Source organism: Streptococcus pneumoniae (genome assembly GCA_040719455.1).
Taxonomy (GTDB): domain Bacteria; phylum Bacillota; class Bacilli; order Lactobacillales; family Streptococcaceae; genus Streptococcus; species Streptococcus pneumoniae_G.
Window position 1 is genome coordinate 357,970 of sequence record JBFDTN010000001.1, and the last position, 25,837, is coordinate 383,806.

Genomic DNA, 25,837 nt, shown 5'->3' on the forward strand with positions numbered 1-25,837 from the left:
AGGAGGTCGTGTGATGAGTGATCAGGAACGGATTTTACAGCTATTTTTGAAATTACAGTCAGGCGCTGCTTTGTCAAAAAAGCAAGTGGCAGCGGAATTTGGCGTTAGTGAAAAGACGATTCAGCGGGATTTTTCCTTTCTCAGTGAGTTTTTACAAACCCAAGCTCTCGTAGCCGCAGAGCTAGTCTATAATCCCAAGGATCACACACGATATTTAAAAGGGCACTCTCGCTTTAATAAAAAAGATATTTTAATCATTTCAAAGATTTTACTTGAAAATCGAGCCTTGAATACAGCTGAAAATAAGGAATTATTACAGCGATTGCTCGATATGCTTCCGCGAGAGGAGAAGTCGGAAATTTCTGTGATTATCGGCAGTGAGTGGCTGAACTATGCACCCTTGACAGATCAACAAGACAGGATTGATAAGGTCTGGGAATTGTCAGAAATGATTCGCACGGAGCAAATGCTTGAGATTACCTACCGAGCACCTAATCGCACGGAGGATAAGTTGCATACGATTTTTCCACTCTCACTCTACTATGATTCTCACTATTTTTATATGGTAGCCTTTCACCTCAAGCACGAAAATTATGTGACCTTTAAGCTGGATCGGATCAAGACTTGGCAGGTGTCAACTGCTAAAAAGCCTTCCCTGTCTTATGGTAAGAAGTTTCGAGATGGAGACGTACGCAATCAGCGTGTGGACGCCTTTTTGGGAGATCCCATGAAGATTGAAATCCTGTTCTCCTATGATCCTGCGATTGTTTTAGACCAATTTCCGACAGCAAAGCTTCTTTCGATGGAAAATGGCAAAGCCAAGCTCTCCTTTACCAGTCAAGATACACCAGGCTTGAAGCGCTGGTTATTGAGCTGGGGATCGGCTTTGAGGGTTCTTTCACCTCATCGTTTGGTGGAAGACATTAAAGAATCCTTAGATGAGATGAAAAAATGTTACCAAAAAGACTAGCGTGGACAAATATTGTCCATGCTTTTTGCTATACTAATCTTATCAAAAAGAAAAGAGGTACTTATATGTCATATACGTTTGATACGTTTGTAGTTGGAGCTGAAAATATCTAGGCCCATGCCGCAGCTATTGCTGTTGTAGAAAATCTAGGTAGTGGTAGTCCTTATAATCCGCTCTACATTCATGGAGAGGCAGGAAGTAGGAAAACGCATTTGCTTTATGCGATAAAAGCTAAGATGGAGGAGTTGTATCCTCATCTTCATGTCTACTTAGTAGATGGGCAAGAATTTGTCAAGAAATCGCAATTAAGTGAATGGGAAGCACTAAGAGAATCTATTGACGTCCTGTTACTAGATGATGTGGAGGAAGCGTTGCAAGATGAGAAATCTTCGGTAGATTTGCTTCATCTTGTTCATTATTTATATAACAAAGAGAAACAAATGATTTTGACAAGCCAGTATGCCGCAAAGGAGCTAGATGCAGACGAGCGCTTGATGTCGCGATTTCAGTGGGGCTTGGAGCAGAGCATGGAGAGATTACAATTTTCACTTCTAACGAAGAAAGAAGAGAGAACAAAGGAAGAGAGACGAATGTTCCGCCCGAAAAAACTGTGAAAAATCGGAAAAGTTCGGTATAATAGGGTGAAAAAACAAATCAGAAGGTAAGGCTATGCCCCAAGCACAGATTGACATTGAACACTACAAACAACTAGCCCAGCAAAAGCAGGGAGAACACCGAAAATTTTTAGCAACACTTAAGAAAAAAGCTCCGAAGGACTTGGACAAGATTGTTCAGCAGGTGCATCAAGAAGTCTTTGAAGAGATTGACTGTACCGCCTGCGCTAATTGCTGCAAGACTCTGGGACCTCTATTTACCGAGGCAGATATTACCCGCATCGCCAAGCATTTTCGGATGAAATTGCCTGTTTTTGAAGACCTCTATCTCAAGGTCGATGAGGACGGCGATAAGGTCTTTCAAGCCATGCCCTGTCCCTTTCTAGGAGAGGATAATCTTTGCAGTATTTACGATGTCCGCCCCAAAGCCTGTCGTGAATTTCCCCACACCGACCGCAAGAAGATTTACCAAATCAACCACCTAACCATCAAAAATACCCTCACCTGCCCTGCCGCCTATCTCTTTGTCGAAAAGTTGAAGGAGCGGTTGGGATGATTATAGAGACGAAAAAGCGGATTCAGGCTGCCTTTATCAAGCTCTATCAAGAAGGCTACGCCCGCATGAGCATTACTAAGCTCTGTCAGCAAGTACCGATTGCACGGACAACTTTCTATGATTATTACGAGCATTTGGACCAAGTCTTAGAGGAGATTGAAAACGAGTTAATAGCTAGTATTTTAGCGTTAGGAGTAGTAAGACGAGAAGTTGATGAACCTTTTTCTGACCTATTTGATGCGGTTTTAGATTATATGAAAGAGCATGAAAGTGCCTTTACTGCTTTGATGATTGCAGAGCCAGATAGTCGCTTTCTTGCTAAATGGAAAACGGCCTTGAAAGTCCATTTAGATATGGAATTTCCACAAGGAAAGAAAGATGATAACAGGGAGCTTCGACTAGAAATGGTAGCTAGTGCGATTTTGGGTGGCTATCAGTATTTTTTAGAACAAAAATGTGTTGTCAATCATATAGAGTTACGTGCGAGTATGGTACAAGCGGTATCATTGCTTGATGATTTTCTCTAAGAGCCGACACTTTTTGAAAAATTGTAGTGGGTATGTTTCTGATTTTTTTCTATACTAGTTTCATCAAATTGATGAGGTGAAACAGATGTCAACAATAACTATCCATGTCATGCACACAGGTCAAGTCAGTGTCGCTCCAGATCTACCATTTGGAGGTAGTGAGACCAATATTCTTAAGGCTTCTGGTCTATTTACAAAAAAAGAAGATCGCTTATGGTTGCCCGTATCAACTTATTTGATTGAACATCCAAAGGGATTGGTCTTGGTAGATACAGGCTGGCACCGAGAGATGAGTCCAAATGGTGTATTTGATAAGGCAGCACAGGTGAAATCTTTAGGCTCCTCACTATTGTATCGTATTAACCAAGGAGTTCTTCCTCATGGACAAGCAGTAGATGAGCAGTTAGCTAGAATGGGAATTAAACCATCTGATTTAGACTATGTGTTGTTGACTCATTTGGATTGTGACCATGCTAATGGCTTATCCCAAGTAGCCGATGCCAAGAAGATTCTCGCGTCAAAGACGGAGCTAGAGTTCACGAAAAAAGGACTAATGAACCATATTCGCTACCAAGAGAAATGGTGGAAAGATGTGCCAGTGACTTTCTTTAATTGGAATGGAAGTGAAGGTCCTGTCGGTAAATCCTATGATGTATTTGGAGACGGAAGTTTGGTTTGTGTCAACATTCTAGGACATGCAGAAGGCATGTTTGCCGTAAAGGTTAGGAATGCAGAAGGAAAATTCGTCCTCTTATATGCAGACGGAGGTTATGCTAGCAAGTCTTGGCAGGAGATGATTTTGCCAGGGGTCGTTGATGATAAGACAGCTTTGATTCACTCTCTCGAGTGGATCCGTGAGCAAAGTCTTGACCCAAACTGCCTAATCTCCCTTGCCAATCACGATATAAATATTGAGCCACAGATGATTACCCTATAAGAAAAAGTCAGTCGTACTAAAGAAGTACGGCTGTTTTTTTGTATCTTCTCTTTTCCTCCAATATGCTATAATAAGCCTAGTACTTATTTAAGAAGATTATCGAGTGAACTACAAATTTCTATTATTCGAAATAAGTAGAAGTTAAGTGATAAAATTTAACGTATAAAAAGCCTTAAGTATAGTTGATAGGATATTGAAGAGGGGGAAGTGATTCAATAAGTTGTCATTTATAGTAGTGTATACAGAAAATTTGAGTTTCAGAAGGTGCTGAAATAGCTCAGTTTCTAAAAATGTTTATAGACTGTAGTGTCACTTTTTTAATAAATATACACTAAAGAAGTATATATGAGATAAAACTAACCAATAAATAAGATTTCTAAAATAGAAAATACTATCATTCAGGGAAGAGAAGGTAATCCAATCATTATACATTTGATTTGATAAGTAAGTGATACTATATTTATGAGTAGAGTGACAGGTAAAACTAATTTAGATTTCTTAGGAATAATGATGGTATAAAAGATTAAACTGTGTAATTGTAAGGCATAAGCTAGCCCAAATGGTAATAAAATTGATGTTGGTATCCACTGAAGAAAAATAAGTATTAAAGTGTTTAATATAAAATTCCCTAAAAATAGTTTAAGATATAAATTTTTATGTTGCATTGTTACCCCATTATGTATTGATAGTATTCAAGTAAGTAACCCATATAAATTATACCATAAAGTCGGTAGTAATGGAAAAGTTAGTTGTTTTCTATAGGCACAAAACTTCCTATAATTTTTCCCATAACAGTGGATATCATTATACTTTGCCAACCACAAAATGGAAATGGTTTTGGAAATATTCAATCCTTTATTTCTGTAATCAAAGAATTAGAAGAAGCTTATCGTAAATATGCCTTGAGTAGTCTTCTTAATAATGCGATTAAAGCAACAGAAGTAGCAGTGCTGTCATATTTATCTAAGCGATATTATGTAAATAGTGGTTGGAAGCAACGATTGGGATGTATTAGTCACTAATTCAGGATTTGACTTAAGTTTTGGGAATTATTTGCATACTCATTATAAAGAGTGGGTTAAGAAAGTATCTCCTTATATGGCTGGATCAGAAATTACTGATCAAGATGGAGGTATCATTGACCTCCCCCATTTAGCGGTAACTACATTGAGTTACTATAATTTCACGATTAACCTAGGTTCATGGAATGGTTGGGCAGGTGATTTAGCGAGTTCGATGGGGTCAGTTCAAAAAGTGTATAATGTGAATAAAAATAGTAACTTAGATGCAATTGCAAGGGCATTTGTTGGAGGTTCATTACCGACTAGTGATGTCCTCAAGGGAGTTACAATTCCAAATGGTATTGGGAATCCGTTTGGATATGCAGATATGTGTAGTGATGCTGATGCGATTGGATTGGCCATCATGATGAAGAAAGAAAAAGCTGGAAATAGCCGCTTGTCTACGACTATGTCTAAGTATTATAATGGACAAAGTAATAGTCGTTACAACAATTATCTATCAGATTTAGGTGTTAGCCGAAACTTGACTGCAATCGAAAATGCTATTGACAAAGTATTTAAGTCATTTCCTGTTAAGTTATACAATTTAACAAAACTAGAATCAGGTCAAGATGTTGATTCAGGAGTAAAAAAGGTAACTCAAAAAGCATTAGCTAATTATATTTATCAGACGACAAGATAAATGTATCTTCCAAAATGAGAGTAAGAAGAGTATTTTCACTTCAAATTTCTTACTGAAAATCTGTAATCATTAAGATTACTAACAAAAAAAGAATAATGATAGGTAGTTAAGTTTTAAAATCCTGTCATTGTTCTTTTTTTGTTTTCTTTTGATGCTATTTAAATGCTATTTTTATAGTTTTAGATAATAACAAAATGGTTAAATAATGGAATAGATAAAGGAGAGGGGAAATAACTAATAATAGGAGTTCTGCGTTGGATTGAAATATAAAATAGACCGATACCAGTAAGTTAACGAAATGAAGCGGTATAAAAACTCCTACCATAGCTACTAGAGAAAGTAAATCATTAATTTTTAATACCAATATAATCCATAGGATAAATGAACTCATGATAGAAGGAAGGATACTTAATGATACTTCCTTCATGATTGGCAATAAGATTAGACTAAATAATAGTATATTTGTCACAGTCAGGTATATGATATTTCGATTTTTTAGTGGTTCATATTTAATGACAATATAGTAACCGAAAAGACTAATCAGATTTATGAAATACTGAAAAAAGTAGAATACACTAAAAGGTTCTGTTTCAGATGTTGAAATATCCCATAGCCAATTTAGTAACGGCAGCGATAGGGCGGCTATAATAGTGACTATGCTAGTTTTAACAAATAATTTCATAAAAGTTCCTCAACGTTTGAGTAATTATTGTTAGCATTTTTGAAACTTGTTATTAATCTCATAATACCATAAATGAATTTACATATCAAAAATAAGTAACAGCTCAGTCAAAAAATATGACTAAGATTTTAGTGTATATTGGTGTCCGATGTATTTGTAGCTGTGCGTGATCTTAACCATTTTCACTTCAAATAAAAAGTAGTGATCACGCTTATATTGATACAATAGTAATTGGTGTCATTTTAAATAGAAAAAATAATATTAGAGTGTTTTTTCATTTGTTGATACCTCACTTTTATACTAGCATTATTCTTTCAAATATTTTTTATTTTAAGTATCAGTCAAAACTTGTCTGTAATTGAAAAAGCAGCTAATAGGGTATTTTCAGATTGATTTGGTTTTGCAAATCATCTTGCAAAGTCTGAAACAGATATAAAAACTGCTTCTGTAGTTCAAACAGCTACTAAAACAGCATTTACTACTTTGAAGAAATGTAAGATAGAAAATGGATAATTTATCTATACTTAGAGTCAATAAGCCAGTTAAACAGTTGTGTGTTTTCTTTGGTTAATGTGGTATAATGATAGGTAAATTAAATCATTACTCGTGGTGCTAGTTAATCTCGAAGTATCTCAGATTGTAAGCCAGTATAATTTGCTCCAGCCTTAACTGCAGACCTGCTAAACTTCTAGTCAGTGTGTGTTCTATATCAAAAAGACCGCAAAGCTCTGAGAAGCGAGTCTCAATGGTTCGTCTCATAGCCATCAATTTCCAATGATTATGTTGTTTAGCTCCTGCCATATTTTGGCGTAAGGGAGTCCATAGATGATAGCCTTTTTGGGTCAAATGATCTTTAAGTTCCTTACTAAGATAGCCTAAATCTGCCAAAATATAAGGTTGTCGGCAATTTTCTAGTAAGTCATCAACTGCCCTAATATCATGGACTGATGCAGGTGTCACAACATAATTCAGAATATAGCCTGATAAAGTTACCAGCATGTGTACTTTGAATCCATAGAACCACAGATGTTTGGAAGCATTGTAGCCAATATCTGCTAAGTCGTTAAAAATACGTGTTCTATAGTTACGGATAGGTTGGCAAAGTGGCAAGGGAAAGCTATCTATAATAACAATGGAACCAGGTGAGATTTGAGTATTCATTGCTTGTCTAATGACTTGAACTAACCAAATCAACTGTCTTGCTCGTCTATTAAAACGGCTTCGTTCAAGAAGATGACCACAAGGAAATAAGTAACAGAGACGGTAGAAATGACGTTGTGACTTAATCCCTAGTTCAGCTTGCAAGAGAAGTAAGACTAATAGAGATTGATCTGAAACCTTAGATAGACTGACATTATGACGATGTTTGAAAGATTTAGGACAATAATCCCTATACAGTTGATGGCAAATTTTTGATAATTGCTTCAAATTCCATTGTAAGTGATGAGATTTAGCGGTATACTGTAAGTGGCTCATTTGGACTACCTCCTGTTTGTTTCGGCACTTACAGTATAGTCCTTTTGGGCTTTTTATTGTAGTTTGAAATTAACTAGCACCACGAGTAATCATTATATTGTGCACATTCTTTGGAACTCTTGCCCCCTAGAAAGGAAAAATCATACATTGTATTACAAATTTCTATTATTCGACCTTGACCATACTTTGCTGGATTTTGCGGCGGGAGAAGAAGTGGCTCTGACACAGCTTTTGGAGGCCATGGGGGTTGAGGACAAGGCAGCCTTTAAGGACTATTACAAGCCCATGAATCAGACCATGTGGAAGGACTTGGAGCAGGGGAAAATCAGTAAGCTTGACCTCATCAATACGCGTTTTGCGCGTGCTTTTGCCCATTTTGGTCGCGAGGTGGACGGGAGTGAAATGGCGCTGCTTTACCAAGAGCACATCAGCCAGCAGGGGCAGGCATTTGATGGGGCTGTTGAGCTCTTGCAGCAATTAGTGAATCTAGGCTATGAGCTCTACGGTGCGACCAATGGTGTCACCTACATCCAGGAAAATCGGCTTGCGCATTCCCCTATTCAGCACTTTTTCAAGGAAATTTTCGTCTCTGAGCAAATGGAAACTCAAAAGCCCGAAGCTCTCTTTTATGAAAAAATAGCAGAGCAGATTCCAGGCTTTACCAAGGAAAGAGCGTTGATGATTGGGGACAGTTTGACGGCGGATGTAAAAGGGGGCAACAATGCAGGAATTGATACCGTCTGGTACAATCCATCTTTACTTGAAAATCACACCGATGCCCTGCCAACTTATGAAATAGAGAATTACCAAGACTTGCTCGATTTATTGCAGAAAAAAGAATTCTAGGAGAGAAAATATGGAAGATAAATCCCTACATGAAATTCGCGTCTTTGAAAATTTTGAAATGGTCTCATCTGAAAAAGGCCATGTAGTAGTGACGACCGAAGTGGTAGAAAAGTCCTTGAATTACTACGGCTTTGCCCACGGTGGTTACCTCTTTACCCTCTGTGACCAAATCAGTGGTTTAGTTGCGATTTCGACAGGGGCTGACGCCGTGACCCTTCAGTCCAGTATCAATTATCTCAAGTCAGGTAAGCTGGGGGATACCCTTGTCATTGATGGAAGATGTGTCCATGACGGCAGGACTACCAAGGTGGTTGATGTGACGGTGACCAACCAAAATCAGGAAGAAATTGTCAAAGCGACCTTCACCATGTTTGTCACAGGCGAGCACCAAGCATGAGAATGAAAGAATCCTTTTCTTATAGTTTTAAACTAAGTGCGAGATAGAAAAAGCCTATTACCCAAGCCTCTTCATTTATGATATGATAAAGATATTGCTGTTTATCCAATCGGACGGCTAAAGAGTATTGAAAGAGGAGATTTTATGGAAAATCATCATTTTGAAGAAGAAGGTCAATTTCAGCGGAAAATGACCAGTCGGCACCTGTTTATGCTTTCTTTGGGTGGCGTGATTGGGACGGGACTCTTTTTGAGTTCGGGTTATACGATTGCGCAGGCAGGTCCTTTGGGGGCAGTTATTTCTTATTTGATAGGGGCAGTGGTCGTCTATCTAGTCATGCTGTCTCTGGGAGAGCTGGCAGTAGCCATGCCAGTGACGGGTTCTTTTCATACTTACGCAACCAAGTTTATCAGCCCTGGAACAGGTTTTACCGTGGCTTGGCTCTATTGGATTTGCTGGGCTGTGGCCTTGGGGTCGGAGTTTTTAGGGGCTGGATTGTTAATGGGGCGATGGTTTCCAGATGTGCCGACTTGGGTCTTTTCGACGATTTTTGCGGTGATTATTTTTGGAATCAATGCCTTGAGTGTGCGTTCCTTTGCTGAGGCTGAGTCCTTTTTCTCAAGTATCAAGGTGATTGCCATTATTATTTTTATTCTGCTTGGATTTGGTGCAATGTTTGGCTTGGTTTCTTTTGAAGGGAAGCACGAGGCGATTTTCTTTCGACATTTATTTAGTAATGGTGCTTTTCCAAAGGGCATATCAGCCCTCCTTTCAGTGATGCTCGCGGTCAATTATGCCTTTTCAGGGACAGAATTGATTGGGATTGCAGCAGGAGAGACGGACAATCCCAAGGAAGCCGTACCGCAAGCTATTAAAACAACGATTGGGCGTTTGGTCGTCTTTTTCGTCTTGACCATTGTCGTCTTGGCTTCACTTCTTCCTATGGAGGAAGCGGGAGTATCGACTGCGCCTTTTGTCGATGTTTTTGATAAAATGGGTGTGCCTTTTGCAGCAGACATCATGAATTTTGTCATCTTAACGGCCATATTATCTGCTGGAAATTCAGGTCTCTATGCCTCTAGTCGAATGCTTTGGTCCTTGGCAAATGAAGGCATGCTATCTAAAAAAGTGGTTAAAATTAACGAACATGGTGTACCAATGCGGGCTTTGCTTTTGTCTATGTTAGGAGCAGTTTTGTCGCTATTTTCAAGCATTTATGCAGCAGATACGGTCTATCTCGCTCTTGTTTCTATCGCAGGTTTTGCTGTGGTAGTTGTCTGGCTCTCCATTCCTCTTGCCCAAATCAATTTCCGTAAAGTATGGCTTAAAGAGCATACGGTAGAGGAGCTATCCTACCGTACCCCTTGGACGCCTGTCCTACCTTGGGTGACGATTGTCTTGCTTGTCATTTCCATTATTGGAATTGCTTGGGATGAATCTCAGCGACCGGGTCTCTACTTTGGAATTCCCTTTATTTTAGTTTGCTACGGCTATCACTATCTTCGCTTTAAAAAATGGTAGGAGGACGTTATGGGAAAATTGAAAACTGCCCTTGAGGCGCGTGATTATCTGATTTTAGATGGAGCTTTAGGTACGGAGTTGGAAAGTCGGGGCTATGATGTGACAGGCAAGCTTTGGTCTGCCAAGTATTTGCTAAAGAATCCGCAGGTCATTAAGGATTTGCACGATACTTATCTGAAAGCAGGAGCGGATATTCTGACGACCTCGAGCTATCAAGCAACGGTACCTGGGTTAGTAGAAGTGGGACTTAGTGAACAAGAAGCACTAGCTACTATTGCATCTACGGTAGAATTGGCACGAGAAAGCCGGGAGAATTTTTGGAGAGGATTAAGTAAGGAGGAACAAGAGAATCGTCTTTATCCCTTGATTAGTGGCGATGTTGGACCTTACGCAGCTTATTTGGCAGACGGCTCAGAATATACAGGGGATTATCATCTAACAGTTGAAGAATACAAGAATTTTCACCGCCCGAGAATTCAACAATTGGTGGAAGCTGGGAGTGATTTCTTGGGGATTGAAACCATTCCGAATATGGGTGAAACCAAGGCCTTGTTGGATTTGTTGGCGACAGAGTTTCCAGACGTGGAAAGTTATATTTCCTTTGTGGCAACAGATGACAGTCATTTGGCAGACGGGACACCGATTGAAGAAGTAGGAAGTTTGTGCCAAGCGTGCCCACAAGTTGTAGCTGTGGGGATTAATTGTAGTGCCCCAGAGCTTTTTCCTAGCTTATTAGAGAAGCTAGCAACTACAACGAACAAACCGTTGATTGCCTATCCAAACTCGGGTGAGGTTTATGATGGAGTGACTCAAACCTGGCACCAAGCACCAGATCACTCACGAACACTTGCAGAAAATGCCAAAATTTGGCAGAATTTAGGTGCTAAAATCCTTGGCGGTTGCTGCCGAACCAGACCACGAGATATTGCGTATCTTGCAAAGGAATTGAAAAAATAAGAGCGTTTGTAGCGCTCTTTTTTGATAGGAAAGAAGGAGGGGCTATGTAACTATTTCATGTAAAAATTTATCAGAACATTCAGAAACTACTAGCATAGAAAAAGATCAATATGGTATAATAAATGAAAAAAGCGTGTGGTAGGATTATGGGAAATTTTTTTGATGATTTAGGAAAAGGCATTGGGGATTTAGGGAAAGGTATTGGAGACATTGCAAACAATGTGACTAAAGAAGCAGGTAAAGTCATAGATAATTCAGGAAAAGCTCTATCAGACATGACCCAACAAGCAGGAAAAGTAGTAGGAGATGTTGTATCTGAAGCAGGAAAAGTAGTAGGTGAAACGGTTGATGCAGCTACTAAAATAGTAGAGGATACTGGAAATCAGATTGGTAGAATGACAGGGGATCTTTTAGGTGGATCGCAACCTGCTATATCGGATAAAGATCAATGTAGCAAGGAAAAAGAAATTCAAGAAGAATTAGAAGGTCAAAATGTTGATATTTTAGAAGTTGATAAATCGGATTGGCCAATAGACTTGATAACGTTAGAAAAAGATGTGGATGAAAACGATGATTCAAAATATAAACGAAGATTTTCTTTTTCTTCTTTATCGAATATCAGTTTTTTAGCATTCTTTTATTTAATTACTTTTAGATTTGAAAATTTTCTTTCCTTATTTCAATATTATTTTTGGATGAAAAAACATCCAATTTCGAAGAATTATACAGGTGAGACAGTTGCCACTATTTTGAAGAAAATGGGAAATGATGTTTTTGATAGAAGTGGTTCTCAACTGCCTTATGGACGAATGAAGTGGTTTCTTCTATCTAATGAAAAATATGCTAATTTTATTGATGAGACCGATTTAGAATATTATGGTTAATTATAGAAGAGGAGGAATTTGTAGAATATGGTTGTCTTCTCAGTCAATATGGGATATATGAGAAATATCAGGATAAGAATTTAAAAGATGCAAAAGGGAAAGCAAAAGTATATTCTGTCTATCATTCCTTTAATGGTCTTTGGAAAGTAGCTTATAAAGAAGATAAAACTATAAAATTCTTTTACCCCAATGGTCGCATCTCTACTTTTATGGGTTTGAAAGATAAAGAAGAGTGGAAAAGTAGACAATTGATTTCATATCTGAATGATTTAATCTCGACAGGATTTACACAGAATCTTGAGGTTGAAGATTTGGCGACTATTTCAGATAAAAAATTTGAAATGTACATAGCAAAAAATAACTTTATTAAAGGATTAATTTATGGTACAACAACTGTCAATATTTCTAATGTAGAGCAACATGTTAAGTATATACAAATAAATCAAATGGCTACGGGAAGTATGGGACATGGACATGCAGCTGAATATGCTAATCATGTAAAAGATAAAATGTGTCATCCCTTTAAAAAGGTAGAGCTGGTGGGGCAAAATAATGCTAAAAATGGAGCAGACCGGATAGTTGGGAATCAATTAATCCAGACCAAGTATCACAATACAGCTTCTAGTACAGTCAATTCTGCTTTTGAACCTGCAAGTAAAGGTGGAATGTACCGCTATAAGGGGATGCAGCTAGAAGTTCCTCGAGATTAGTATCATGAAGCAATTTCAATCATGCGGAGAAGAATTAGTCAAGGAAAAGTAGAGGGAATTACCAATCCGAATGATGCGAAAAAAATCATCAGAAAAGGGAGTGTTACTTATAAGCAAGCTCACTTGATTGCTAGAGGAGGAAATCTTACTTCTATATCTTATGATGTATTAGATGGTAGCATTCAGTCATTGCCCGGTGCTGGAATTAGTTTTGTGATTGTTCTGGCACAGGCTAAATGGGCTGGTGCTAGTACAGAAGAAGCGGTAGGAGCGGCGTTTGAAGCCGGTTTTAAAACATTAGCTATTTCAACCATTGCTTATGCCTCTTCTCAACAAATAGCTAAGATTATGACAGCGCGTTTACGAACGCAGCTGGGCTCACAGACTCTTAATGCGACAACGGTAGCAGGAAAGGTTGCCCCTGTGATTTCATTGGGGGTCATGATTGGGCCAGATTTATTTGATGCAGTTAGTGGGCGAATTTCTAGTCAGCAATTGTTGAAAAATGTAGCAGTAGCAGGTGCTGGCGTAGCGGCAAGTGCGGCAGCAGGAGCGGCCGTCGGAACCATACTTGGCCCTGTGGGAAGTATTGCAGGGGCTGTTATTGGAGGCATTGGTGGAAGTGCTCTAGCAAAAGGTATTTTAGATCAGTTTATCATAGATGATCGTATTGAGATGTTTGCACAGTTAAAAGAAGAATATATCGAATTGGTTATGATTGTTGGTTTATCTTCTGACGAATTTTCAAAACTACAAGAAAAGATTTTTAATAAAGATTTGGAATCTCTTTTGAAAACTATGTTTAGTAGAAAAGAAAATAGCCGAGAATATGCTCGTCAATTTATAGAAGAGAGGCTACACGAAATGATGCAGAATCGTGCACAAATTTCTAATTCTGATGTCTTGGAAGCTGTAAAAATTTCAGAGTCTTTATTTGATGCGAGCCTCCAATCAGCCTAATCATTATAAAAACAGCTTAGAACCTCGATAGTTCTGGCACTTTGTCAACTGTAGTGGGTGAAGTATTACCCCATACGAGAGAGAATCAGGTTGGTTCTCTCTTTTTGTATGTTTAAAGCGATGAGAATTTTAGCTTTGAAGTTTTTAAAGTTTTTAAAACCAAAAGCTTGTCGTTTGATGTCTTTGATAAGTTTGTTAGTAGCTTCTAGCTTAGCGTTTGAATAAGGTAATTCAAGTGCATTGGTAATGTATTGTCTGTATTTGAGAAATGTTGTAAAGACTGTTTTGAAAGTAGGATTCACAGTAGGTAAAGAATCTTCTATCAGTCCGAAGAAAGCCTCGCTGTTCTTCTCTTGGAAATGGAACAACAAGAGCTGATACAGGTCATAATAGTATCTTAGTTCCTCTGATAAGTCTAAGGTCTTTCGAACTACTTCTCTAGGGGTTACTGTTTGTCTAAAGGTTCGAGAATAAAAGAGTTTGTCAGAGAGTTTTCGGCTGTCTTTTTGGAGGATTCTCCAATGATGTTTCATAGCTCGATAAGGAAGGGAGCCCTTGTCATAGTTCTTCATAATGGCAATCCGAGTGGACATCATAGCTCGGCTCAGGTGCTGCATAATATGGAAACGATCCAGGACAATCTTTGCTTTAGGGAATAAGAGGTTAATGATAGGAATGTAGTTTCCAGACATATCTACAGTTACGACTTTGACGTTTTCTCTGACCTCTCTCGTGTATTTGAAGAAGTAGTTTTTAATGGTTGTTTGACGATTATTCTCAAGAATAGTGATAATCTTTTTGGTTTGAAAATCCTGAGCGATAAAGGCAAGCTTTCCCTTATTTCGTGAGAATTCATCCCAAGAGAGGATTTTAGGTAATTGCGAGAACTGTGAAAAGGCAACAGTTTTCTGTACAAATTTTATGAAGTGTTTTTTTGCTTAATCGATGACTCGCTTAGTCATAGGCGTTTGGTAGTTGAGACTGCCATGAATGCGGTGGTGGTTCCACCAGTGAACGTAGTCTTTGGTTTTTAGAGTTAATTCTTCCAAGGAATGGAAGGTTTCTTGGTTAATAAACTCAAGTTTGAAAGAATGATAGGTACTCTCGGCTACGGCATTGTCATAGGGACAACCGGCTTGACTGAGTGAACGTGTGATACCAAAGGCTTCTAATATCTCATCAATCAGCTGATTATCAAACTCCTTCCCTCGATCAGAATGGAAGAGCTTGACCTTAGTCAGCGCATAAGGGATACTTTGAATAGCCTCTTTGACCAGCTCTGCAGTCTTGTTCCAACCAGCTGACAGTCCGATGATTTCGCGATTAAAGAGGTCAATGACCAAGCAGATATAAGCCCAACGCTTACCAACACGGACATAAGTTAAGTCCGTCACAAGAGCTTCCAGGGGCTTCTCTTGGTGAAACTGTCTGGCTAGGAGGTTTGGAATGGATGCCTCATTTTTCCCTTTAGCATGTGGTTTATAGGCAGCCTTCTGGTAAACAGAAACCAAATTCAGTCTCTTCATGATGCGAGAAATCCGACGACGAGACAAGTTGATACCTTGTACTTCTAGACATTTCTTGATTTTCCTAGCACCATATCTGGACTTGCTTTCGAGAAAAATGCGTTTGATTTTTTCTTCGAGACCAGCTCGGATATAGACTCCACAGCTTTGTAGTAATAGCTAGAACGCGGAATGTTCAAGCACCGACACATTGCTGAAATGCTGTAATTCTTCTTGTTCGCAGTGATTATTTGCCTTTTCGTGCCATAATCACTGCCGCTTGCTTTAAGATATCGACCTGCATTTCAAGCTCTTTATTTCGTTTTCTGAGTTCAATCAGCTCACGTTGCTCATCAGTTAGGTTATCAACAGTTTTGAAGGAACCGGTTGTTCTTGCCTGTTTAACCCATTTATCGAAGGTTGAGGGAGTTAGCTCATACTCTTTGATAAGCTCGCTTCGTTTCATACCTGCCTTGTGAAGATTAACGATTTGTTGTTTGAATTCATCTGTGAAGTAGCGACGTGTTTTTCTAGACATATTTTCCTCCTGGTTTTCTTTAGTATAGAACACTTTATAATTTCTGTCTAGTTTAGTGTAACCTATTCATGGGATTTAACTTTGTAAGCAGAAGTGATGGTGATATTTTTATCTTTTATTCCGATAAGATTTGTGGTATTATTAAGTCGTTCCATATGATTCTTTCTAATGAGTAGTTTGGTCGCTTTTCATTATAGATTATATGGGACTTTTTTTCTACACTGAAAAAGCTCTATAATCTCTTCAGTGGAAGTTACCCACTACAGAAATTATAGAGCCATAGTTCTAAGCTATTTTCTTATCTAAATGTCACACACACACCCTCTGGGACGGTAAAGTCATGAGAGAGTTCTGTGAGGCGCCCTGTTTCTTGATTGCGAGAAAAGACAGTCGCATTGTCCGAATCTTGATGGACAGCGATGAGGTGGTTTTGGTCTGGGCTAAGGTTGAAATCACGAGGATTTTTTCCATTGGTTGGAACGATTTCAAGTAAGGAAAGACTGCCATCTGCTAAAATCTCATAAACAGCAATGGAGTCATGACCGCGGTTGGAGCCGTAGAGGAATTTTCCGTCGTTGGACAGACGAATGGCTGCGGTGCCGTTAAAGTCTGTGTAGTCACTTGGAAGAGTAGAGATGGTTTGTATGTGCTCAAATTCTCCCAAGCCATCGTAAGCCAAGACCTCAATGGTTGAATTCAATTCACAGATCAAGTAGGCTACTTTATAGTGAGGATGAAAGACGAGATGTCGTGGTCCTGCCCCACTTTGGGAGGTATAGCGGGCTAATTCTGTCAGTTTCCCATTTTCGCTGACATCGTAGGTGATGACTTGGTCGCAACCCAAATCACAAGTGACAAGGTATTGATCCGGAGTGAGGTCGGTAAAGTGAACATGAGGGCTTGCTTGATTTTCATGAGGACCTGAGCCTGTGTGAGTTACAGAGTCTGCTAAGCTAAGAGAGCCATCCTCTGTGCGACGATAAACCAGTGCTTGTCCTTTGTGGTAATTCGCTCCATAGACGAGATTGCGTTTTTCATCCACTGCTACATAGCAAAGAGGAGCGCCTTCTGAGACGACATGATTGATGAGCTGTCCTGTTTGATCAAAGGCTGCAATGCCACCTTCTCCATCTTTTGCTCCGACACTATATAAGTGACCATCTTTATCAAAGGCGAGATAAGTTGGACTTGGCTCTTGGGCAAAGAGCTTTAGATTGGATAAGTTTCCTGTTTTGGGATCAAAATCAGCTTGGTAAATACCATCTGACGAGCGGCGAGTGTAGGTTCCGAAATAAATAGTTTGCATGTTCATTCACCTCAAAAATTAATTACTTTCATTATACCATAAAATAGGCTGATGATTTTGATTTAAAAAATACAAAAAACACAGATGAGAGATAGGGGGTATGTAGATGGCTTTGGTACAATAAACATAGAATATCATACCAAAGGAGTATATGCACATGAACATCAAACAATCATTACACGTTGTAACAATCTCAGCTTTGGCAGTTTGCCTCTTAGCAGGATGCGGGAGTAAGCAAAATTCCAATAAAAAAACAGACTTAGAAAATAAGGAGCTTAATCTGAAAGAGGAAGCTATCGACAAAAAAGTCAAGGAAGTAGATGGCAAGGAAGTAACGGAATACACCTTGTCAAACGGAGCAGTGGTTCAGGTGGATGGTGACCAAGATATCGAATCGAGCAATGATGAGGGAAACTAGAGCGAGGTTGCGAGCATGGTAAGAAATAAGCGATTGATGCGCAGAATTTTGCTAGCAGGAACTGCTGTTATTTTGGCAGGGGGTGGGGCAGCTTATCTATGGTTGCCTAGCCCAGATACGGAAATTATAGAAAATAGAATCCAGACTTTATCGGTCAAAGATGCGATTGACAAAAGTCGTAAAAGTCTTTTGACCCTATCAGGAGAAGTAGCTGCAAATAATAGCAGCAAGGTCAAAATTGACACCTCAAAAGGTGAAGTCAAAGAAGTATTTGTCAAAAATGGCGATACTGTGGAAGTAGGTCAGGCTCTCTTTTCCTATGCGACGTCTCAAGCTATTACAGCTCAATCTGCCCAGTATGATGTAGCTTCCAAACAGGCGAGTGTTTCTGCAGCTGAAAATACACTAGCTCTGAAATGGGAAAGCTATAACCGTAAGCTGGCACGTTTAAATGAGCTTCGTGCAAAGTCAGGAGAGGAAGCTGAAGGTTTGGCAGATCAAATTAAGTCTGCTGAAGATGAGGTAGGTCAAGCCCTTACCGATGCCAGAACAGCGGAAAATGAAGTACGTCTTGCACAAATCGAGGCAGAAAAGGCAGAAAATCTCGCTCAGGCTGAAGAGGAGCGTACCAAGTACGATACCGTCACAGCAGATACAGCTGGGGTTATTCAATCGATGAAAGAAGACTTGCCTAATCAATCTAAGGCAAAAAAAGATGAAGAAACTTTCTTTGAAATCATTGACCAATCTAAGATTTTGGTCAAGGGAAGTGTGAGCGAGTTTGATCGAGATAAGGTTCAAGTAGGTCAAAAAGTTGAAGTGGTTGATCGAAAAGACAGTAAGAAACGTTGGACAGGCACCATTACGCAAATTGGGAATTTGGCGCAAGAGGCAACCAATGGCAAGCAAGAAGAAAATCCGAATCAAGGAAAGTTCCCTTATCAAGTCGAATTAGATGCTAATAACGAGCCTCCCCTTATCGGCAGCCATGCTTATCTTCATATCCTAGGTGCTGGACAAGAGCCTGGGAAATTAACGCTGAAATCGAACTACTTATTTAAAAAAGATGGTAAAACTTACGTTTGGAAAGTAGAAGATAAAAAGATTAAGCAGCAAGAAGTAGGAGTTAAGGAAATCTCTAAAAATCTCTATGAAGTAGTATCTGGTCTAGTTCTTGATGACAGCCTTGCTATTCCAAAAGATGGCATGAAAGATGGAATGGAGGTGGGAGCGCGTGTTACACCTTAAAGACATTCGTAAATCTTATCAGCAAGGACAGCAGGAAGTTCCCATCCTAAAAGGCATTGACCTTCATGTAAAAGAAGGGGATTTTTTAGCCATCATGGGACCGTCAGGTTCTGGAAAATCCACTTTGATGAATATCATTGGCTGCCTTGATTTGGCGACAAGTGGTCGCTATGAAATTGAAGGTGTAGAGGTCGGTGACTTATCTGATGATGAATTATCTGATTTGCGCAATCAAAAGATTGGTTTTGTGTTTCAAAACTTTAATCTTTTGCCTAAGTTAACTGCCTGCCAAAATGTTGAATTACCCTTGACCTATCTAGGGGTGACTAAGAAAGAACGACGTAAGCGAGCTCTCGAAATGCTCGCTTTGGTAGGCTTAGAAGAGCGAAGTGAATTTAAACCAGCAGAATTGTCTGGTGGACAAAAGCAACGGGTGGCTATTGCTAGGGCTTTGGTCACCAATCCTAGCTTTATCTTAGGAGATGAGCCGACAGGGGCGCTAGATACCAAGACCAGTATTCAGATTATGGAGCTATTTCAGCGTTTTAATCAAGAAGGTAAGACGATTGTCATCATTACCCATGAACCTGAGGTAGCTGCGATGTGCCAACAGACCTTGGTCTTGCGTGATGGCTGTTTTAAAGGATAAGGAGGGAAGATGGAAGATATGATTGTCGCCCTTCAGTCTATTTTGGCGCATAAAATGCGTTCAATCTTGACCATGCTGGGCATTATTATCGGCATTAGTGCGATTATTGCCATTTTTTCCATTATTGAGGGCAATACAGAAAATACCAAACGTCAGCTGATTGGTGGCAGTAACAACACCATGACGGTTGTCTACAATAAAAAGAATGTCATCAATCCCGACCTTCCTGCTAAAAGTAAGGCACAGAAAGCTAGTTACCTGCCTTTTTTGGGTGAGGATGTATTAAAAGAGATTCAAGGTATCAAGGGCGTGAAGGACGCCATGGTGTCTTATCAGACTGAGGATAAACTCTACCATCTCAAACAGTCTTCAACCACTAAGATTGCTGCAGTATCAGAAAATGTTTTGCAGCTAAAGCAGTTAAAACTGATTCATCAAGAAAGTGACGCAAAAGAAGCTTTTAAAGAGGGGGAACAGATTGCTTTTTTAGAGAAAAGTCTTTATGAGAGCCTATTTCCAAAAGGAGATGGTTTAGGAGAGTATGTAGAAATCAAAGGCTATCCGTTTCGGGTTGCGGGGGTCTTTGAAGCAAGAGATCGCAAAAGTTTAAATGAAGGGGCAGAAAAGATTGCCTATCTCCCTTTGGGACAATGGCATCGCTTATCAGAAACCATCAATGCTGAGCCAGAAATTTTAGTTCAGACTGAAAAGGCAGATGCACTAAAGACCGTGGCGAATCGTGTGGCAGACTTTTTAAATGAGCAAGTACCTGCATCTGATTATATGTTTGGCGTTCTCAATCTCCGAGAATTTGAACGGCAGCTAGATGATCTCAATCGGTCTAATTTTGTCCTCTTAGCAGGGATTGCCAGTATTTCGCTTTTGGTGGGAGGAATCGGTGTGATGAACATCATGCTTGTGTCTGTTACCGAGCGGACTCGAGAAATTGGGGTCAAAAAGGCGCTAGGTGCGAGACGCCGATTGATTTTGAAACAATTTTTAATGGAATCCGTGATTTTGACCCTCTTGGGTGGATTGATTGGTGTCATCGTAGGTATTGTCGCGGGCTACGTTATTACCCAATCTTTAGAGTATCCTTATATCTTATCTCTGTTATCTGTTTGTATTAGTCTGGTATTTTGTTGTATAATAGGGATAGTATTTGGGTTGTTACCAGCCGTTAAGGCCTCAAAACTAAATCCGATTGAGGCACTACGTTTTGAATAGGAGTGAGTTATGTATAAGATTTTAGTGGTAGAAGATGATGCTACCATTAACCAAGTGATTTGCGAATTTTTAAAAGAACAAAACTATGATGTTGTGTCCGTATTAGACGGATCTGATGCGCTGAAATCCTTCCAAAAAGAAGTCTTTGATTTGATTATCTTGGATATCATGTTGCCGTCTGTGAGTGGTTTAGAGGTTTTAAAAGAGATTCGAAAGACGTCTCAAGTACCTGTCATGATGCTAACAGCCTTAGACGACGAATATACGCAGCTGATTAGTTTTAATCATTTGATTAGTGATTATGTGACAAAACCCTTTTCTCCTCTTATCTTGATGAAGCGGATTGAAAATATTCTCCGTAGAACGGTCACTTATTCAGAGATTGTCATTGGTGAGTTGCGAGTGTCAGTGGATGATTGTACTGTTTACTGGCGTGGTGAGAAGATGAGCCCAACCAAGAAAGAGTATGAAATTATTCAGGCTCTTGCTAAGCGAAAAGGGCATCTGGTGACGAGAGATCAGCTCATGAATGTCATTTGGGGATATAGCGAGCTAGATACACGAGTTTTGGATAATCATATCAAGAATATCCGCAAAAAAATCCCAGGAATTCCTTTAATCACCATTACAGGAATGGGATACCAACTTGGGGGCGATCAAGGTTGAAAATCGTAAGAAAGCATTTCCTTCTGACCAGTGGTCTGGTCTTTCTAGTCGTGACTGCTGTGCTATCCACTCTCTACTTCACCATGCCTTTGTATTACCAATCGGTGAAAAAAGATGAGGTCAGACGGGAGTTTAATCATGTGGAAAAGCACATCGAGGGCAAGACTCTTTCAGAGATGAAAAAGCTCCTCCAGTCCTATGACCAAAAGAACAGCCGCATGTGGTTTAGTTTGACAGATAATATCGGTCAGCTTCATTATCCACTACTAACACCTTCAAGTGATCAAGTGTCAGTAGAAGTGAGCACCTTTATTGATAATGGAACCGCTGAAAAAGAGCATCTCAAAAACACGGTACGAGATAAGGATGGAAATGCCTATACGCTTGAGGGAGAATACTCCCTACAACCTGTCTCTGACGCTAGTGAGGTCTTGCTAGATTTGTACCCTTATATGGTGTTCTTATCGCTTCTTTTAGGTATGCTCTTGTCTTATATTTATAGCCTTATCTCTACTAAGCGGATCAAGCAAATATCGAAAACCACACGGAAAATGGTCAGCCTCTCTCCAGATGTGGTGTGCGAGGTTAAGGGAAATGATGAGATTGCTGATTTAGCACAGGATGTCAATATTCTCTACGAGAGCCTTTTGACCAATATGGAGGCTTTGCGCTTAGAGAATGAAAAGGTGGCAGAAAGTGAGCGCAATAAGGTTGAATTTCTCCGTATGACCTCCCACGAACTAAAAACACCCATCGCAGGTATGATGGGTATGGTTGATGGCATGATTTACGGAGTGGGAGATTATAAGGATAGGGAAAAATACCTAAAGAAATGCCGTGAAATTTTAGAAGAACAATCTCAGCTTGTCCAGTCTATTCTAGCCATTTCTAAACTTGATATGGAAACTTTGGACGATATGAATCAGATCTTTTCTTTAAAAGACTTGCTGGAAGAGCAAATTCCTTTTTACCAAACGATGGCTGATCTGAAAGGATATAAGCTGACTGTCCATTTAGAAGAAGTGAGATTGAAAGGAAATCCTATGTATTTCTTAAAAGCTATGAAAAACTTGCTGGATAATGCCTTTCATTACACTAGGGAAAATGGAGAGATTCGCCTCATTTTGACCAAAAAAGAATGTTGCATTGAAAATGAAGCCGAAAGGGTTTTAACCAAGGAGCAGTTATCAAAGATTTTCCAACCTTTCTATCGACCAGATTATAGTCGTAATCGGAAAGACGGTGGTACAGGACTTGGTCTGTTTATCGTGCAACAAATCTTTGATAAGCACCAGCTGACCTATCATTTTAACGCCAAGGACGAGAAGTGGATGAGTTTTCGAATTTTTCTATAAGCCCCTTTGAATGAGGTTGGGACGAGAGTCTCTGACCTCTTTTTTAGTTTTATAGTCATTTAGTTTTTATTTATTACGTCGTTAGCTCGTCTTACTTCAAACAGTCTAGGAGACTATTGGAGGTTGGCAATAGGGATTACGTCATAATCTTCAGCTAACCTAAGTTCTGTCTGCGACTCGTTTCTTCGTACGAAATCAAAACTAAATAACTATAAGTGAGTAGCTGTTCATACCTAGGCTTAAAAATCTGAAATTGAAGACGATAAAATCGGATTTTTTCTAAATCACGATGTTATTCCACTTCCGTTTTTTAGAGCAATTTTTCCTAAAATATGATACAATAAAAAGAATGAACAGAAAGGAATATGCTATGGAACAGCAGAAAAAAGATTTTAGTTTATCCTGGTTTTTTCGGTGGTTTTTAGACAATAAAGCCATTACTATTTTTCTTGTAACCCTCTTGTTGGGATTGAATATCTATCTCCTCAGTAAGATTAGTTTCATTTTTGTGCCAGTGTTGGAATTTTTGGGTGTGATTATGTTACCCGTTATTCTATCAGGGCTTTTGTATTATTTGTTAAATCCGATTGTCGATTGGCTAGAATCGCATAAAATCAAGCGTCTATATGCAATTACCTTGGTCTTTATTATGATTGCTTTGCTCTTGGTTTGGGGTTTGGCTGTTGCGATTCCGAGTCTTCAGCAGCAGGTGGTGAGCTTTTCTAAAAATGTTCCCACTTATGTCAAACAGATTGATACCATGGTGAATGATTTGTTGGCAAATCGCATCTCAGATGATTTAAAACCGCAGCTAGAAGAGTTGACTTACAATCTCTCCTCACAAGTGACCAGCTGGGCTAGTAATTTTTCTGCTAAGGCTGTTAACTGGGCAAGTAGCTTTATCAGTGCAGCTTCTCAAATCATCGTAGCTCTCATCATTATGCCCTTCTTGCTCTTTTATCTCTTGCGTGATGGTAAGGGATTGAAAGGCTATGTGACTCAGTTTTTGCCGACTAAGTTTCGTGAGCCAGTAGGGCAAGTCCTCTCTGAGGTCAATACCCAGCTATCCAACTACGTCCGCGGGCAAGTGACTGTCGCGATTATCGTTGCAGCTATGTTTATCCTGTTCTTTAAAATCATCGGTCTGCGTTATGCTGTGACCTTAGGCGTGACAGCTGGGGTGTTAAATCTCGTGCCCTATTTAGGAAGTTTTCTTGCCATGCTTCCAGCTCTTGTTTTGGGCTTGATTGCAGGACCTGTCATGTTGATTAAGGTCATTGTTGTCTTTATTGTTGAGCAGACGATTGAAGGACGGTTCGTCTCACCACTTGTCCTAGGAAGCCAGCTCAATATCCATCCGATTAACATCCTTTTTGTCCTTTTAACAGCGGGTTCTATGTTTGGGATTTGGGGAGTGCTTTTGGGAATTCCGACGTATGCCTGTGCCAAGGTTGTGATTGCAGCTCTGTTCCATTGGTATAAGGAAGTCAGCGGGCTTTATGAAGAGGAGCAAGGAGAAGTCCATGAATAATAGTGAAAAAATGCTTGCTTCGCTCCACCAGCAGGATATGGAGCATGCGAGGAAATATTTTGAAAAAGCTTTGGTGTCAGATGATGTAGATGTCTTATTTGACCTCGCCCAGTATTTAGAAAGCATTGGCTTTTTCCCTCAGGCAAAACGTGCCTATGAAAAGGTTGTGGATGAATTTCCCCAAGCTTTTCTTGGGCTTTCGAACATTGCCAGTGAAGATGGTCAAATCGAAGAAGCCTTTGCCTATTTAGAGGAAATTCTGCCAGAGAGCAATTGGTATCCTACTAGCCTAGTAATGAAAGCTGATCTTTATCAAATGGAAGGCTTGCCAGATGTCGCACGTGAAAAGTTAGAAGAAGCCTACCAGTTAAGCGAAGATCCCTTGGTCTTATTTGGTCTTGCTGAAGTGGATATGGAGTTAGGAGAGTTTACGAAAGCTATCAAGGAATATGCGAGCTTGGATAACCGCGCCATCTATGAGCAAACAGGGATTTCAACCTATCAACGGATTGGCTTTTGTTATGCCCAGTTAGGAAAGCTAGAAGTAGCGATTGAATTTTTAGAAAAGGCGTTGGAGCTGGAATACGATGATCAGACAACCTTGGAATTGGCAATGATTTTGCTGGATCAAGGAGAAAGTCAGCGAGCCTTAATGTACTTTAAGCAATTAGACGCTCTTTCTCATGACTATGAAGGCTATGAGTACGGCTACGCATTGGCTCTTCATGCTGAGCATCAAACGAAAGAGGCGCTTGCCATTGCTAAACAAGGCTTGTCAAAAAATCCATTTGAAACCCGCTTGGCTCTCCTTGCTTCTCAGTATGCCTACGAATTGCACGACCAAGCAGGGGCAGAGAAGTATTTGCTAGAGGCATTGGAGGATGCGCTAGATCAAGAAGATTTGATCTTGAGACTGACCAATCTTTATCTGGAACAAGAGCGGTTTGAGGATGTCCTAGCCTTTGAGGGAGAAGAAGTAGATAGTCTTTTTACCAAGTGGAATCTTGCCCGTGCCTATAAAGCTTTAGAAAAAGAGGAAAAGGCGCTTGAACTTTACCGAGAGATTGCCCCAGATTTGCAAGAAAATCCTGAGTTTTTAGAAAGCTATGCATATCTGCTCAGAGAGTTAGGCTATCTAGCAGAAGCCAAGGAGCAGGCGCATCGCTATCTTACATTGGTGCCAGATGATTCAGCAATGGCAGATTTGTATCATTCCTTAGAAGATTAGAATACTTCGAGGATTCTCGGAGCAGTTTGCAGAAAAAGTCTTTTTAATGCCACCCTTTTTATGAGTTTTCGGACATCAGCGACTTCTCCGTTGGGCTAAAAACAAAGGAGCGAGGATAATCGATTTCTTCGCAATGACGACTTCTGTCTCACTCCCACTTTTAGCACGGCGGTGGGGTATTGTGCTCGCTAGGCTCGCAAATTTTCTAACCTTGAAACCACAGGAAATTAAACATACATGTAATATTTTTTCTGAATTTGAAGTTTGTCTTCAGTCTGAACTCCGAGGATTATCGGAGTTTTTTTATAGTTGTTTAGTTTTTATTTATTACGTCGTTACCTCGTCTTGCTCCAACAGTCTGGGAGACTGTTGGAGGTTGGAAATAGGGATTATGCCATAATTCTCAGTTCCCCCAGTTATGCTTG

23 protein-coding genes and 3 pseudogenes are annotated in these 25,837 nt (G+C 39.7%); 22 read left to right on the forward strand and 4 right to left on the reverse strand.

Going from position 1 to position 25,837, the window contains the following annotated elements; translation table 11 throughout:
* Positions 1–13: 13 nt before the first annotated feature.
* The 7 genes and pseudogenes from AB1I63_01645 to AB1I63_01675 all read left to right on the forward strand — a co-directional run bounded on the left by AB1I63_01645 (position 14) and on the right by AB1I63_01675 (position 5,308).
* On the forward strand, positions 14–970 hold the full coding sequence (locus AB1I63_01645) for a WYL domain-containing transcriptional regulator (protein MEW4353593.1): 957 nt from the start codon (positions 14–16) through the stop codon (positions 968–970).
* Positions 971–1,095: 125 nt separating this feature from the next.
* A pseudogene (locus tag AB1I63_01650) lies at positions 1,096–1,584 on the forward strand (DnaA/Hda family protein).
* A 55-nt stretch (positions 1,585–1,639) separates the two neighbouring features.
* Positions 1,640–2,140: a YkgJ family cysteine cluster protein gene (locus AB1I63_01655; GenBank protein MEW4353594.1), complete on the forward strand. Its 501-nt coding sequence runs from the start codon at positions 1,640–1,642 to the stop codon at positions 2,138–2,140.
* A complete protein-coding gene (locus AB1I63_01660) occupies positions 2,137–2,667 on the forward strand; it encodes a TetR/AcrR family transcriptional regulator (GenBank protein MEW4353595.1) in 531 nt (176 codons plus the stop codon). The genes AB1I63_01655 and AB1I63_01660 overlap by 4 nt, the downstream gene beginning before the upstream one ends.
* 85 nt (positions 2,668–2,752) lie before the next feature.
* Positions 2,753–3,604: an N-acyl homoserine lactonase family protein gene (locus tag AB1I63_01665; protein MEW4353596.1), complete on the forward strand. Its 852-nt coding sequence runs from the start codon at positions 2,753–2,755 to the stop codon at positions 3,602–3,604.
* Positions 3,605–4,353: 749 nt separating this feature from the next.
* Positions 4,354–4,626, forward strand: a complete 273-nt coding sequence (locus AB1I63_01670; GenBank protein MEW4353597.1) for a hypothetical protein — start codon at positions 4,354–4,356, stop codon at positions 4,624–4,626.
* Positions 4,627–4,702: 76 nt separating this feature from the next.
* Complete coding sequence (locus tag AB1I63_01675) at positions 4,703–5,308, forward strand: hypothetical protein (protein MEW4353598.1); 606 nt, start codon at positions 4,703–4,705, stop codon at positions 5,306–5,308.
* Between the two features lie 1,294 nt (positions 5,309–6,602).
* On the opposite strand, the gene AB1I63_01680 is transcribed toward AB1I63_01675, so the two are convergent.
* On the reverse strand, positions 6,603–7,466 hold the full coding sequence (locus AB1I63_01680; protein MEW4353599.1) for an IS982 family transposase: 864 nt from the start codon (positions 7,464–7,466) through the stop codon (positions 6,603–6,605).
* A 147-nt stretch (positions 7,467–7,613) separates the two neighbouring features.
* On the opposite strand from AB1I63_01680, the gene AB1I63_01685 reads away from it, so the two are divergent.
* The 7 genes from AB1I63_01685 to AB1I63_01715 all read left to right on the forward strand — a co-directional run bounded on the left by AB1I63_01685 (position 7,614) and on the right by AB1I63_01715 (position 13,741).
* Positions 7,614–8,312 (forward strand): YjjG family noncanonical pyrimidine nucleotidase, encoded by a 699-nt coding sequence (locus tag AB1I63_01685; protein ID MEW4353600.1) that lies wholly within the window; start codon positions 7,614–7,616, stop codon positions 8,310–8,312.
* Positions 8,313–8,322: 10 nt separating this feature from the next.
* Positions 8,323–8,709: a PaaI family thioesterase gene (locus tag AB1I63_01690; protein MEW4353601.1), complete on the forward strand. Its 387-nt coding sequence runs from the start codon at positions 8,323–8,325 to the stop codon at positions 8,707–8,709.
* 144 nt (positions 8,710–8,853) lie between these two features.
* Positions 8,854–10,230 carry an amino acid permease gene (locus AB1I63_01695; protein MEW4353602.1) on the forward strand — a complete coding sequence of 459 codons (1,377 nt, stop codon included), beginning with the start codon at positions 8,854–8,856 and terminating at the stop codon, positions 10,228–10,230.
* 9 nt (positions 10,231–10,239) lie between these two features.
* Positions 10,240–11,187 (forward strand): homocysteine S-methyltransferase, encoded by a 948-nt coding sequence (gene mmuM / locus AB1I63_01700; protein ID MEW4353603.1) that lies wholly within the window; start codon positions 10,240–10,242, stop codon positions 11,185–11,187.
* Between the two features lie 122 nt (positions 11,188–11,309).
* Entirely contained in the window at positions 11,310–12,071 is a 762-nt protein-coding gene (locus AB1I63_01705) for a hypothetical protein (protein MEW4353604.1), read from the forward strand.
* Positions 12,072–12,280: 209 nt separating this feature from the next.
* Positions 12,281–12,781, forward strand: a complete 501-nt coding sequence (locus tag AB1I63_01710) for a hypothetical protein (protein MEW4353605.1) — start codon at positions 12,281–12,283, stop codon at positions 12,779–12,781.
* A 21-nt stretch (positions 12,782–12,802) separates the two neighbouring features.
* Complete coding sequence (locus AB1I63_01715) at positions 12,803–13,741, forward strand: hypothetical protein (GenBank protein MEW4353606.1); 939 nt, start codon at positions 12,803–12,805, stop codon at positions 13,739–13,741.
* 65 nt (positions 13,742–13,806) lie between these two features.
* Here the strand turns inward: AB1I63_01715 and AB1I63_01720 are convergent.
* From AB1I63_01720 to AB1I63_01730, 3 genes and pseudogenes are all read right to left on the reverse strand, one after another.
* Positions 13,807–14,628, reverse strand: a pseudogene (locus AB1I63_01720) (ISL3 family transposase).
* A 51-nt stretch (positions 14,629–14,679) separates the two neighbouring features.
* Positions 14,680–15,784 (reverse strand): annotated as a pseudogene (locus tag AB1I63_01725) (IS3 family transposase).
* A gap of 298 nt (positions 15,785–16,082) precedes the next feature.
* Positions 16,083–17,096: a lactonase family protein gene (locus tag AB1I63_01730; GenBank protein ID MEW4353607.1), complete on the reverse strand. Its 1,014-nt coding sequence runs from the start codon at positions 17,094–17,096 to the stop codon at positions 16,083–16,085.
* Between the two features lie 151 nt (positions 17,097–17,247).
* On the opposite strand from AB1I63_01730, the gene AB1I63_01735 reads away from it, so the two are divergent.
* The 8 genes from AB1I63_01735 to AB1I63_01770 all read left to right on the forward strand — a co-directional run bounded on the left by AB1I63_01735 (position 17,248) and on the right by AB1I63_01770 (position 25,412).
* Positions 17,248–17,508 carry a hypothetical protein gene (locus AB1I63_01735; GenBank protein MEW4353608.1) on the forward strand — a complete coding sequence of 87 codons (261 nt, stop codon included), beginning with the start codon at positions 17,248–17,250 and terminating at the stop codon, positions 17,506–17,508.
* A 15-nt stretch (positions 17,509–17,523) separates the two neighbouring features.
* Positions 17,524–18,756, forward strand: a complete 1,233-nt coding sequence (locus AB1I63_01740; protein ID MEW4353609.1) for an efflux RND transporter periplasmic adaptor subunit — start codon at positions 17,524–17,526, stop codon at positions 18,754–18,756.
* Positions 18,722–19,405, forward strand: a complete 684-nt coding sequence (locus AB1I63_01745; protein ID MEW4353610.1) for an ABC transporter ATP-binding protein — start codon at positions 18,722–18,724, stop codon at positions 19,403–19,405. Before AB1I63_01740 ends, AB1I63_01745 begins: the two co-directional genes overlap by 35 nt.
* Positions 19,406–19,414: 9 nt before the next feature.
* On the forward strand, positions 19,415–20,632 hold the full coding sequence (locus AB1I63_01750) for an ABC transporter permease (GenBank protein ID MEW4353611.1): 1,218 nt from the start codon (positions 19,415–19,417) through the stop codon (positions 20,630–20,632).
* Positions 20,633–20,641: 9 nt separating this feature from the next.
* The gene (locus tag AB1I63_01755; protein ID MEW4353612.1) at positions 20,642–21,298 is read left to right on the forward strand and encodes a response regulator transcription factor; all 657 of its coding nucleotides are present in this window, start codon (positions 20,642–20,644) and stop codon (positions 21,296–21,298) included.
* Positions 21,295–22,653: a HAMP domain-containing sensor histidine kinase gene (locus tag AB1I63_01760; GenBank protein MEW4353613.1), complete on the forward strand. Its 1,359-nt coding sequence runs from the start codon at positions 21,295–21,297 to the stop codon at positions 22,651–22,653. The genes AB1I63_01755 and AB1I63_01760 overlap by 4 nt, the downstream gene beginning before the upstream one ends.
* Positions 22,654–23,023: 370 nt before the next feature.
* On the forward strand, positions 23,024–24,184 hold the full coding sequence (locus AB1I63_01765; protein MEW4353614.1) for an AI-2E family transporter: 1,161 nt from the start codon (positions 23,024–23,026) through the stop codon (positions 24,182–24,184).
* Complete coding sequence (locus AB1I63_01770; protein MEW4353615.1) at positions 24,177–25,412, forward strand: tetratricopeptide repeat protein; 1,236 nt, start codon at positions 24,177–24,179, stop codon at positions 25,410–25,412. The genes AB1I63_01765 and AB1I63_01770 overlap by 8 nt, the downstream gene beginning before the upstream one ends.
* Positions 25,413–25,837 lie beyond the last annotated feature (425 nt).

Excerpts from the sequence above, each read along its gene's own strand:
- AB1I63_01770 (MEW4353615.1), top strand. The coding sequence starts at position 24,177 with ATGAATAATAGTGAAAAAATGCTTGCTTCGCTCCACCAGCAGGATATG.
- AB1I63_01755 (MEW4353612.1), top strand. The coding sequence starts at position 20,642 with ATGTATAAGATTTTAGTGGTAGAAGATGATGCTACCATTAACCAAGTG.
- AB1I63_01740 (MEW4353609.1), top strand. The coding sequence starts at position 17,524 with ATGGTAAGAAATAAGCGATTGATGCGCAGAATTTTGCTAGCAGGAACT.
- AB1I63_01735 (MEW4353608.1), top strand. The coding sequence starts at position 17,248 with ATGAACATCAAACAATCATTACACGTTGTAACAATCTCAGCTTTGGCA.
- AB1I63_01680 (MEW4353599.1), bottom strand. The coding sequence starts at position 7,466 with ATGAGCCACTTACAGTATACCGCTAAATCTCATCACTTACAATGGAAT.
- AB1I63_01750 (MEW4353611.1), top strand. The coding sequence starts at position 19,415 with ATGGAAGATATGATTGTCGCCCTTCAGTCTATTTTGGCGCATAAAATG.
- AB1I63_01715 (MEW4353606.1), top strand. The coding sequence starts at position 12,803 with ATGCGGAGAAGAATTAGTCAAGGAAAAGTAGAGGGAATTACCAATCCG.
- AB1I63_01645 (MEW4353593.1), top strand. The coding sequence starts at position 14 with ATGAGTGATCAGGAACGGATTTTACAGCTATTTTTGAAATTACAGTCA.
- mmuM (MEW4353603.1), top strand. The coding sequence starts at position 10,240 with ATGGGAAAATTGAAAACTGCCCTTGAGGCGCGTGATTATCTGATTTTA.
- AB1I63_01710 (MEW4353605.1), top strand. The coding sequence starts at position 12,281 with ATGGGTTTGAAAGATAAAGAAGAGTGGAAAAGTAGACAATTGATTTCA.
- AB1I63_01745 (MEW4353610.1), top strand. The coding sequence starts at position 18,722 with ATGGAATGGAGGTGGGAGCGCGTGTTACACCTTAAAGACATTCGTAAA.
- AB1I63_01730 (MEW4353607.1), bottom strand. The coding sequence starts at position 17,096 with ATGAACATGCAAACTATTTATTTCGGAACCTACACTCGCCGCTCGTCA.
- AB1I63_01660 (MEW4353595.1), top strand. The coding sequence starts at position 2,137 with ATGATTATAGAGACGAAAAAGCGGATTCAGGCTGCCTTTATCAAGCTC.
- AB1I63_01690 (MEW4353601.1), top strand. The coding sequence starts at position 8,323 with ATGGAAGATAAATCCCTACATGAAATTCGCGTCTTTGAAAATTTTGAA.
- AB1I63_01765 (MEW4353614.1), top strand. The coding sequence starts at position 23,024 with ATGGAACAGCAGAAAAAAGATTTTAGTTTATCCTGGTTTTTTCGGTGG.
- AB1I63_01675 (MEW4353598.1), top strand. The coding sequence starts at position 4,703 with ATGGCTGGATCAGAAATTACTGATCAAGATGGAGGTATCATTGACCTC.
- AB1I63_01665 (MEW4353596.1), top strand. The coding sequence starts at position 2,753 with ATGTCAACAATAACTATCCATGTCATGCACACAGGTCAAGTCAGTGTC.
- AB1I63_01695 (MEW4353602.1), top strand. The coding sequence starts at position 8,854 with ATGGAAAATCATCATTTTGAAGAAGAAGGTCAATTTCAGCGGAAAATG.
- AB1I63_01655 (MEW4353594.1), top strand. The coding sequence starts at position 1,640 with ATGCCCCAAGCACAGATTGACATTGAACACTACAAACAACTAGCCCAG.
- AB1I63_01705 (MEW4353604.1), top strand. The coding sequence starts at position 11,310 with ATGAAAAAAGCGTGTGGTAGGATTATGGGAAATTTTTTTGATGATTTA.